This window comes from Bradyrhizobium sp. Leo170, assembly GCF_004296405.1.
In the GTDB taxonomy this organism is placed as follows: Bacteria; Pseudomonadota; Alphaproteobacteria; order Rhizobiales; family Xanthobacteraceae; genus Bradyrhizobium.
Genome location: NZ_PSRR01000320.1, coordinates 1 through 10,015, shown reverse-complemented (window position 1 = coordinate 10,015; position 10,015 = coordinate 1). Strand labels below are relative to the sequence as shown.

Genomic DNA, 10,015 nt, shown 5'->3' with positions numbered 1-10,015 from the left:
CCCCCGTCCGGGGGCGCGGGCCCGTCGGATGCCTGCATGAAGGGCTTCGTCCCCTTGCGCGAGGAGACCGAGCGGCGCGGCAAGCTGATCAAGGCCGCCGGTGAAAAGAAGGCGGGTCCGGACGAGGCCTGCAAGCTGATCGGCAATTACAGCCAGGCCGAGCTGAAGATGATGAAATACGTCAAGGACAACTCGGCGAAATGCGGAATCCCGCCGCAGATCCTCGAGCAGCTCCAGAATGGCCACAAGAACACCGAGGCGATGCAGAAGAAGGTCTGCGCGGTGGCGCAGCAGATGGCGACGCAGGCGCGCGGTCCGGCCGGGCCGTCCTTGAGCGAAGTGCTGGGGTCCGCCTCCGCGCCCGAAGCAGTGCCGACGCGCAAGGGCGGCAGCACCTTTGACACGCTGAACGGCAACGTGCTGTCGCGATGAGCGACGTCACCGCCCGTGTTGCCGATGCGACCGGCAACTGGGTCGATACCCACGCGCCGCGCTGGTCGCGGCCTTATTTGCGTCTCTCCCGCTTCGACCGGCCGATCGGCTCGTGGCTTCTGTTGATGCCGTGCTGGTGGTCGGCGGCGCTCGCCGCCGGCATCGCCCATGACCTGCACCAACTCCCGCTTGTCATCCTTCTGTTCTTCATCGGCGCCTTCGTGATGCGCGGTGCGGGCTGCACCTGGAACGACATCACCGATCGCAATCTCGATGCGAAAGTGGAGCGGACGCGGTCGCGGCCGATTCCGGCGGGGCAGGTGAGCGTGACGCAGGCGCTGATCTTCCTGGTCGCCCAGGCGCTGATCGGTCTCGTGGTGCTGCTGCAGTTCAATCGCTTTGCGGTCGCGACCGGCATCGCCTCGCTCGTCATCGTCGCGGTCTATCCCTTCATGAAGCGCATCACCTGGTGGCCGCAGGTGGTGCTGGGGCTCGCCTTCTCCTGGGGCGCCTTGATGGGATTTGCCGTCATCCTCGAGCGCATCGATCTCACCGCGCTTGCGCTCTATGCCGGCTCAATCTCCTGGGTGATCGGCTACGACACCATCTATGCACATCAGGACGCCGAGGACGACGCGTTGATCGGCATCAAGTCGACCGCACGCTTGTTCGGCGCGGCCACGCACAAGGCGCTCGTGCTGTTCTATTCGCTCGCGGTGGCCCTGATCGGGATGGCGCTCGTGCTGGCTGGCGCGCATTGGTTCGCGTGGATCGGCCTCGCCGCCTTCGCGTTGCATCTGGCGATCCAGATAAGACGACTCGACATCAGCGATCCCGCATTGTGCCTGCGCGTCTTCAAGTCAAACCGCGACGCCGGCCTCATCCTGTTCGCCGGCCTGCTCGCTGACGCCGCGATGCGCTGAGGCTTCTGCGTTGTTGCGGGGCGTGCAGAAATCACCACTCTCTCGTCATTCCGGGGCGCGCCTCTTGGCGCGAGCCCGGAATCCATTGGGCCGCATGCACTGGTGGGGAAATGGATTCCGGGCTCGCCGCTTCGCGGCGCCCCGGAATGACAGCGTGTGTTGTGGCGCGGGCCGTCGTCCCGGGTCACGTTCAATCCCGCGCGATGATCTCGTGTTCACCGCGATGGACATTCCCCGCATCAAGCGGGCCGCCACGGCGGCGGCGTACCAGGAAGCGCGGGCGGCGCGTGTGGATGACGTTGCGGCGCCTGCGCCGGGCCGCAGGCTCGCGCGGCGCTTGCTCGCTCAGTTGCGGCAGGCGGAGCACGTCGCTCCACATCTGCCAGGCGCTTTCGATCTCGTCGCGATCGGAACTGACGCCAAGCGGAATTGCGAGCGACGGATCGCGGTGGACGAGCGTCAGCATCTGCTCGTCGCCCAGGTCGCGCAACGCGACGCCGATGAAGTCGCAGACGCGAACATTGATCGCCATCCGCATGCCCTTGACGGCACGGCGCAGCACGACGCGTTCGTGGTGAAGTTCAACCTGCCGCATGCCACCGTCCGCGCGGACATCCTGCGCATGGAAGCTGAGCGGTAGAGAAAGCGGGTCGAGCCGTTGCACACGGCCCGACCCGGCGGGGTTGAGCCCGCTTGTTGCTGTTTGACGCCTCACGGCTTTATCTCCCCGCCGGGATTATGTTCCCGGTCGATGCGCGAGACCTTAGCGCAGCCGTTTCCCGATCAGCTTGAGAAGGCTGGTTAAAGAGACGTCAAAGGCGCGCATGCTTGACAAGACCTTGCCGCGCTCGAGCAATTCTTCTTCATCGCGCGGCAAAACGCTTGAAATCGCTGCAAATCCGGCCCACTTGGTGGGTTTGGCGCGCCGCGCTGCGTTGAGCCCTTCAATGTCAGGAATCTGTTCGTGAACCCTTCACCATCGCCTGCCGAAAAGTCCGCGACCGACCTGTTCGACCAGTCGGTTTTGAGTGAACTGGCGCAGCGTCTTGTCGAGGCGGCCAAGCGCGCCGGCGCGGATGCGGCGGATGCGATCGCGGTGCGCGGCGTTTCGCAAGGCGTCGAGGTGCGCGACGGGCGCGTCGAGGAGTCCGAGCGCTCCGAAGGCGACGATGTCGGCCTGCGCGTGCTGGTCGGTCAGCGCCAGGCGGTGGTCTCCACCAATGATGTCACTGGCGACGGGATCGCCAAGCTTGCCGAGCGCGCGGTCGCGATGGCGCGTGTCGCGCCCGACGACAAATATGTCGGGCTCGCGGACCCTGCGCTGCTGGCGCGCGACTTCCCCGATCTCGACCTGCTCGACCGCAATGTGCCCTCGACCGCTGAACTCGAACGCCGCGCCACCGAGGCGGAAGCGGCGGCGCTCGCCATCAAGGGCGTGTCGAAATCCGGCGGCGCGTCGGCTTCCTCCGGCATCGGCGGCATGGTGCTGGTGACCTCGACCGGTTTCCATGGCTCCTATCTGCGCTCGAGCCACGGCATCTCGATGACCGCGATCTCGGGCGAGGGCACCGGCATGGAGCGCGACTATGATTTCACGAGCGCGTTGCATGCATCCGACCTCGCTTCGCCTGCAAGCGTCGGCCGCAAAGCGGCCGAGCGTGCGGTGGCGCGCACCAATCCGCGCAAGGTCGAGACCTGCAAGGTCCCCGTCGTCTACGATCCACGCGTTGCGAACTCGCTTGTCGGCCATCTCGTTGGCGCCATCAACGGTGCATCGATCGCGCGCAAGACCAGTTTCCTGAAGGATCGTCTCGGTCAGCAATTGTTCGCGAGCAATATCCGCATCATCGACGATCCCTTGCGCGTGCGCGGCCTGCGCTCGCAGACCTTCGATGCCGAAGGCGTCAAGGTGAAGAAGACGGCCCTGATCGATGACGGCGTGCTCACCACCTGGCTGCTCGATTGCGCGACCGCGCGCGAGCTCGGCATGGCCACGACAGGACATGCGCATCGCGGCGTCTCCTCGGTGCCGTCGCCGGGGGCCTACAATCTGCATCTCGAGCCTGGCTCGGCGACGCCGAAGGAACTGATCGCCGACATCAAGCAGGGCTTTTACGTCACCGACCTGATCGGTTCGGGCGTCAACGGCGTGACCGGCGACTATAGCCGCGGCGCCTCGGGCTTCTGGATCGAGAACGGCGAGATCACCTATGCGGTCAGCGAAGTGACCATCGCAGGGCATCTGCTGGCGATGTTCAAATCGCTGGTCGCCGCGAACGATCTGGAATTCCGCTACAGCGTGAACGCGCCGACTTTGCGGATCGAGGGACTGACGCTTGGCGGACGCTGATACGGACGACGGGATCCTGGCGCGCGACGCCGCCCTGCTGGCGGAGACGGTGCGGGAAGCGGGGGCCCTGGCGCTCTCGCTGTTTCGCACTGAGTTGAAGAACTGGATCAAGGGCGCCTCATCGCCGGTGTCGGAGGCCGATATCGCGGTCAACGACCTGCTGGAGCAGCGGCTGCGTTCGGCGACGCCCGATTACGGCTGGCTCTCGGAAGAGAGCGCGGACGACCAGGCGCGGCTTGGCAAGCGCCTGGTGTGGATCGTCGATCCCATCGACGGCACCCGCTCCTATCTCGCCGGGCGCGAGGACTGGTGCGTCAGCGTGGCGCTGGTTGAAAATGCCTCGCCCGTGCTGGCGGCGGTATTCGCGCCCGCCACCGCGGAGTTCTTCTTTGCCGCGCGGGGGCAGGGCACCACGCGCAATGGCATCGCGGTGCGCGCGACCGCGGGCACCGATTTCGATTTCCCCCGCATGGCCGGGCCGAAGCCGCTCCTGCAGCGATTGAGCCCTTCGGCGCAGGAGATCACGCTGCATCCGCGAATCGGTTCGCTGGCGCTCAGGCTATGCCGGGTCGCGCATGGCGAGCTCGATGCCGCCTTCGCCGGCGGCAATAGTCATGACTGGGACCTTGCGGCGGCGAATTTGATCGTGCAGGAAGCGGATGGTAAGATGACGGCGCTCTCGGGGGATGCGATTGAGTATAATCGCCGGGAGCTGGCGCATGGGGTGCTGGTGGCGGCGGGACATGATCGTCATGCACGTATTGTCGAGCATTTTCGCAACCGCCCGTTGCACTGATCGCCTCGCGCCACAGGACTTCCCTGCCGGGCATCTCATCAGGAAAAACAATTATGTCAGATAGTGCCCAGCCGCAGCAATTATTGCATCTCGTCATTGGTGGCGAGCTGATCGACCTCCAGCACAACACCTTCAAGGATCTCGATAAGGTCGAGATCGTCGGCGTATATCCGAACTACGCCAGCGCTCACGTGGCCTGGAAGGCGAAGGCGCAGCAGACCGTGGACAACGCCCACATGCGCTATTTCATCGTCCACCTCCATCGGCTGCTCGATCCGGGTCAAGACACAAAGCCCTCCCTTTGAAACGTCTGATTCGCGATTTTTTGCGCAGCGGCCTCGTGCAGCGTGCGCTGGGCCTGCTTGCGGCCGAATATCTGCGGCTGGTCTGGCTGACCAACAGGTTCAGCCTTGAGCCGCCTGACGTATACGAGCAGGTGGAACCGCAGATGCCCTGCATCTTCGTGTTCTGGCATGGCCAGCACCTGATGACCCCCTTCATCCGGGTCAGGGGAAACCACCGCGCCAAGGTCCTGGTCTCCCGGCATCGCGACGGCGAGTTCAACGCGATCGCGGCCGAGCGGCTCGGCGTCGGCACCATCAGGGGGTCGGGCGACCATTCCGGCAGTTTCCACCGCAAGGGGGGCGTCGGCGCCTTCAAGGAGATGCTGCGGGCGCTGGAGGATAAGTGGAACGTCGCGACCACCGCCGACGTGCCCAAGCAGGCCCGGGTCGCCGGTCTCGGCGTCATCATGCTGGCCCGCCAGTCGGGCCGGCCGATCATGCCCTTTGCCATGGTGACCAGCCGGTTCATCCGGTTGAAAAACTGGGATTCCACCACCATTAATTTGCCATTCGGACGGGGCGCACTGGTGGGCATCGATTCCGTGGAGGTGCCGCCCGACGCCGACGCCGAGATGATGGAAACGTTGCGGCTCAGGGTGGAGGCCTTGCTGAACGAAGCGACCCGGAAGGCCTATGCGGCCGTCGGGCGTCCGGAGGGAGCTCTTGGCTAACTCGCTGCCGATGACGTTGCGGGTCTACCAAAGACTGTCGTCCGCGATGGTGCCGCTCGCACCTGCGCTGATCCGGCGGCGGCTGAAGCTCGGCAAGGAGGATCCGGCTCGCGTTGGCGAACGGCGCGGCGTCAGCGCCGATGTGCGGCCGCACGGGCCGCTGGTCTGGATCCATGGCGCCAGCGTCGGCGAGGTGCTGGCGGCGGCGGCGCTGATCGAGAAACTGCGCGAGCTCAATTTGCGCATCCTGCTCACCTCCGGCACCGTCACCTCGGCGGCGATCGTTGCCAAGCGCTTTCCGCCTGACGTCATCCATCAATATGTGCCCTATGATACCCCGCGCTATGTCGCGCGCTTCCTCGACCACTGGCGGCCGTCGCTGGCGCTGTTCATCGAGTCGGACCTCTGGCCGAACCTGATCCTTTCTAGCTCCGCGCGCCGCCTGCCGATGGTGCTGATCAACGGACGGATGTCGCAGCGCTCGTTTCCGCGCTGGCAGCGGATGTCGCACACGATCTCGGCCCTGCTCGACCGTTTCGACATCTGCCTGGCCCAGTCGAGAATAGACGCCGAACGCTTTGCGGCGCTCGGCAGCCGCAATGTCGTCATCACCGGCAATCTCAAGCTCGACGTCGCGGCGCCGCCGGCCGATCCTGCCAAGCTGGAGCGGCTGATGGCGGTGACGCGCGGCCGGCCGATCGTGGTCGCGGCCTCCACCCATCCCGGCGAGGAAGAGCAGCTCGTGGAAGCGCATCGCGCGCTTGCGGGATTCTTTCCCTCGCTGCTCACCGTGATCGTGCCGCGCCATCCCGATCGCGGCGAAGCGGTTATGCGCGTTGTCGAGGCCGCCGGCCTGCACAGTGCGCTGCGGTCGCGCGAGGAACTGCCGATTGCGACCACCGATATCTATGTCGCCGACACCATGGGCGAGCTCGGCCTGTTCTATCGGCTGGCGCCGATCGTGTTCATGGGCGGCTCGCTGGTTCCGCACGGCGGCCAGAATCCGATCGAGGCCGTGAAGCTTGGCGCCGCGATCGTACACGGTCCGCACGTGTTCAATTTCACCGATGTCTATGAGGCGCTCGACCGTGCCGGTGGCGCGCGGCGCGCGGAGACACAGGAAGCATTGGTGAAGCAGCTCGGCCAGTTGCTGGACAATGCCAAGGCGCGCGAAGCCTCGCTTGGGGCCGCCGAACATGTGGTGCAGCAGCTCGGCGGCGCGCTGGAGCGAACACTTGCGGCGCTCGAACCGTATCTCTTGCAGTTACGGATCGAGATGGGAGCCGCCAATGCGTGAGCCGGCCTTCTGGCACGGTCCGGCATCCTGGAAATCGCATCTGTTGCAGCCGCTCGCCACGCTCTACGGCGCCATCGCCGCCAGGCGTCTGCAGCGCAAGGGGATCGACGCCGGCATTCCCGTGCTCTGCGTCGGCAATTATCATACGGGCGGTGCCGGCAAGACGCCGACTGTGCTGGCGCTGGCGAAGCTGCTGCGCGAACTCGGCGAAGTGCCTGTTGTGCTCAGCCGCGGCTATGGCGGCGAGTTGCGCGGGCCGGTGCAGGTCGATCCTTCCAGCCATTCCGCCGCCGATGTCGGCGATGAGCCGTTGATGCTGGCCGAGCGGCTACCGGTCGTGGTCGCGCGCGATCGCGCTGATGGCGTCGCGCTGGTGAAGTCGCTCGGCGCGAGCGTACTGGTGATGGATGACGGCTTCCAGAACCCGGCGGTCGCCAAGGATGCCTCGATCATCGTGATCGATAGCCAACGTGGCCTTGGCAATGGGAAAGTGTTTCCGGCCGGCCCGTTGCGCGCGCCGTTGGCGCCGCAGGTTGCGCGCACCGACGCGCTCGTCGTGGTCGGCGACGGTACTGCTGCGAAGATGCTGGCGACGGAGATTGCCGTGCGCGGAAAGCCCGTGCTGGCGGCGCAGCTTCGGCCGGACGATGCATCGCTTACGTCGCTGCAGGGCCGCCGCGTGCTCGCCTTTGCCGGTATCGGCGATCCCGCGCGCTTCTTCAACACCCTCCGCAACAGCGGCGTCGACGTTGTCAGGGAGAGCGCCTTCCCCGATCACCACGTGTTCTCGAAGGCCGACATCGATAGCCTGGTGTCGGAGGCGAGAGGCGACGGGCTGACATTGGTGACCACGGAGAAGGATCTGGCGCGGCTCAAGCAGCGCGGTGAACTACCGGTCTGGGCGCAGGCGGTGGTGCCGTTCGCGGTGACACTGGAGTTCGAGGATGCAGCATTGCTGCGCAAATTCGTCTCAGACAGCCTGTCCAAAGCGCGCGGAAACAGGCTCCGTAGCTGACGTCCCCTTTCGTAGCCCGGGTGGAGCGAAGCGCAACCCGGGACATCTGTGTCCGCATTGAGAGGGCCCCGGGTTACGCTGGCGCTCCACCCGGGCTACGGCAGCACTATCCCTGCTTCAGCGCTGCGGGAAAATGCCGCTGCAGCACCGCGGTCGGGGTCGCATAGGCCTCCTGCAGATCGACGCTCCAATATTTCAGTTCGTCGAGCGGGATCCGTACGTCCGTGATGGAGCAGCGCACATAAGTTCCGGGCGAGACCACGCGGAAATCGCCATCGAGATATTGCACCTGCGCTTCGCCATGACCCGAGGGACCGAACTTGTTCAGCACTATGAAACTCTCCGCCCGGCCTTAACGCGAGGCCTCGTTGGGGTTGCGGTTTATACCTATCATAAATAGGCTGTAATGTCCGCAGGTTAAACCACCGACTTGTGATGAATTGCGGCCAGACTGCATGATAGTTTCGCACCCGTGGTCCGCTCGGTCAGCAGCGCCACCATGATGCGGCCAATTGAGATGCGGTTTTTGTCAGCAGCCATTTTCCTGACGCTCGTTGCCGTGGCTTCCGCTGCGACGGCCGCGCCGCTGCCTGCGCCCCATCAGGTCGATATTCCCGCCACCAATCTCACGTTGCACGCGCAGCTCTACAAGCCCGACGGCGACGGCCCGTTTCCGACCGTGATTGCGCTGCACGGCTGCGGCGGCCTCGCCGGGCGTTCGGAGCCGGTCTTGCCGCGCTACCGCGACTGGGCGGAACAATTGCTCCGGACCGGCCATGCCGTGCTGTTGCCCGACAGCTACGGCTCGCGCGAGGTCGGCCCGCAATGCCGGGTCAAGGATCGGGAACGGCACGTGCTGGCGCGCCGCGAGCGGGTCGCTGATATCATGGCGGCGCGGCAATGGTTGATGCAGCAGCCCTGGGTGGCGCATGAGCGCATCAGCCTGATCGGCTGGGCCAATGGCGCCAGTGCGCTGTTGTGGGCCGTGCGGCCGCAACTCCCCTCGCGCAGCACCGAGCCGGATTTCCGCTCGGCGATCGCGTTCTATCCGGATTGCCGGCTGTCCTCCAGGCTCGGCTGGAGCACGCGGGTGCCGACCTTGGTTATGATCGGCGCCAACGACGATGTCAGCTCGCCGCCGGCCTGCCACCAGATGGTCGACGGCGCGCGCGGCCGCAGCGCGCTGGCGCGGATCATCACCTATCCCGGCGCCTATCACGACTTCGATCTCGCCAATCTGCCGCTGCGTGCGATTGCCGGAACAGCCGATGCCGCAATGCCCGAGGTCGGCCACATCGGCACCGACGCAGAGGCGCGCACCGACGCGCAGAAACAGGTCGCCGCCTGGCTCTCGCGTTAGTGCCAGGTGAGGGCTCTCTCCCTACTGCCGTAGCCCGGGTGAAGCGCCAGCGTAACCCGGGGCCGCTCGCAACGCGGACACAGGTGTCGCGGGTTACGCGTTCCGCTCCACCCGGGCTACAGGCTAGAACAGGCTGCCCTGGTCGACCGGCTTTGCGACCCGCTTTGGCGCGGGTTTCGTGTCGCGCGTCACCGGCTTGGGCTGGGGCGTCGGCGCCGCGGCGACAGAGTGGTCGCCATCGGCGGTAGCAGCCACGCGGCCGTCGGCGAACTCGATCGACAGAAGCGCATTCGGCGCGACGCTGGCCGCGGCATGCACGGGATGTCCCGCTTCGTCGCGCACCAGGGCAAAGCCGCGGGCGAGCACGCTGCGATAGGAGAGGGCGGCCAGCAATTTTCCGCTCTGGCCGACGCGCGCGTCGAGCCGCTGTAGCAGCGTGACCATGGCGCGTTGCGCGCGCTCGGCGAGCCGATGGGTGCGTTCGCGCTGCCGCGCGATCGCATTGCGCTGCGCCTGCGCATTGGCGAGCTTGGACGCCTTGAAGCGAACCTCCAGCCCCGTAAAGCGCTCGCGCCGGCTGCGCAGGAGCGAGCGCGCGGAAAGGGCGATGCGCTCGCCTGAGACGGTCAGGCGCTGCCTGGCGTGCGAAATCTGCCCGTGCAGCACCCGCAGCGTCAGCCGGCCGCTGGTGGAGGCGAAGCGGCGGAAATGCGCGTGCGTATTCGCCTTCAACCCGCGCGGCAGTGCTGCGCCGAGGTGATCCAGCCGCTGCCGCGGGATCGCCAACAGTTCGCTCGGCGCCGGCAGCGCGCGCGCTGCGGCCCGCA

General features: G+C 66.1%; 11 protein-coding genes and 1 pseudogene. 9 read left to right on the top strand and 3 right to left on the bottom strand.

Annotated features, from left to right (window positions below; all coding sequences use genetic code 11):
• Both CWO89_RS34955 and ubiA read left to right on the top strand, forming a co-directional pair.
• Positions 1-432 (top strand): annotated as a pseudogene (locus tag CWO89_RS34955) (hypothetical protein); the annotation flags it as partial.
• Positions 429-1,355: a 4-hydroxybenzoate octaprenyltransferase gene (gene ubiA, locus CWO89_RS34950; RefSeq protein ID WP_130582986.1), complete on the top strand. Its 927-nt coding sequence runs from the start codon at positions 429-431 to the stop codon at positions 1,353-1,355. The pseudogene CWO89_RS34955 and the gene ubiA, both read left to right, overlap by 4 nt.
• Positions 1,356-1,545: 190 nt before the next feature.
• Here ubiA and CWO89_RS34945 read toward each other — a convergent pair whose 3' ends face one another.
• Positions 1,546-2,070, bottom strand: coding sequence for a DUF6101 family protein (locus CWO89_RS34945; protein WP_130582985.1), 525 nt, complete (start codon positions 2,068-2,070; stop codon positions 1,546-1,548).
• Positions 2,071-2,319: 249 nt separating this feature from the next.
• Between CWO89_RS34945 and CWO89_RS34940 the strand changes: the two genes are divergently transcribed.
• From CWO89_RS34940 to lpxK, 6 genes are read left to right on the top strand one after another with little or no spacing between them, the layout of a single operon-like run.
• A complete protein-coding gene (locus tag CWO89_RS34940; RefSeq protein WP_165421452.1) occupies positions 2,320-3,705 on the top strand; it encodes a TldD/PmbA family protein in 1,386 nt (461 codons plus the stop codon).
• The gene (locus CWO89_RS34935; RefSeq protein ID WP_130582983.1) at positions 3,692-4,501 is read left to right on the top strand and encodes a 3'(2'),5'-bisphosphate nucleotidase CysQ; all 810 of its coding nucleotides are present in this window, start codon (positions 3,692-3,694) and stop codon (positions 4,499-4,501) included. The genes CWO89_RS34940 and CWO89_RS34935 overlap by 14 nt, the downstream gene beginning before the upstream one ends.
• Positions 4,502-4,554: 53 nt before the next feature.
• Positions 4,555-4,806, top strand: coding sequence for a DUF4170 domain-containing protein (locus CWO89_RS34930; RefSeq protein ID WP_028166941.1), 252 nt, complete (start codon positions 4,555-4,557; stop codon positions 4,804-4,806).
• Entirely contained in the window at positions 4,803-5,516 is a 714-nt protein-coding gene (locus CWO89_RS34925; RefSeq protein ID WP_130582982.1) for a lysophospholipid acyltransferase family protein, read from the top strand. Before CWO89_RS34930 ends, CWO89_RS34925 begins: the two co-directional genes overlap by 4 nt.
• The gene (locus CWO89_RS34920; RefSeq protein ID WP_130582981.1) at positions 5,479-6,813 is read left to right on the top strand and encodes a 3-deoxy-D-manno-octulosonic acid transferase; all 1,335 of its coding nucleotides are present in this window, start codon (positions 5,479-5,481) and stop codon (positions 6,811-6,813) included. The genes CWO89_RS34925 and CWO89_RS34920 overlap by 38 nt, the downstream gene beginning before the upstream one ends.
• On the top strand, positions 6,806-7,828 hold the full coding sequence (gene lpxK / locus CWO89_RS34915; protein ID WP_130582980.1) for a tetraacyldisaccharide 4'-kinase: 1,023 nt from the start codon (positions 6,806-6,808) through the stop codon (positions 7,826-7,828). The genes CWO89_RS34920 and lpxK overlap by 8 nt, the downstream gene beginning before the upstream one ends.
• Before the next feature lie 106 nt (positions 7,829-7,934).
• On the opposite strand, the gene CWO89_RS34910 is transcribed toward lpxK, so the two are convergent.
• The gene (locus CWO89_RS34910) at positions 7,935-8,159 is read right to left on the bottom strand and encodes a DUF2093 domain-containing protein (RefSeq protein WP_130582979.1); all 225 of its coding nucleotides are present in this window, start codon (positions 8,157-8,159) and stop codon (positions 7,935-7,937) included.
• A 186-nt stretch (positions 8,160-8,345) separates the two neighbouring features.
• On the opposite strand from CWO89_RS34910, the gene CWO89_RS34905 reads away from it, so the two are divergent.
• Positions 8,346-9,188 (top strand): dienelactone hydrolase family protein, encoded by an 843-nt coding sequence (locus CWO89_RS34905; protein WP_130582987.1) that lies wholly within the window; start codon positions 8,346-8,348, stop codon positions 9,186-9,188.
• 123 nt (positions 9,189-9,311) lie between these two features.
• Here CWO89_RS34905 and CWO89_RS34900 read toward each other — a convergent pair.
• On the bottom strand, positions 9,312-10,015 hold a 704-nt coding region (locus tag CWO89_RS34900; protein ID WP_283813567.1), incomplete at its 5' end, for an exodeoxyribonuclease VII large subunit.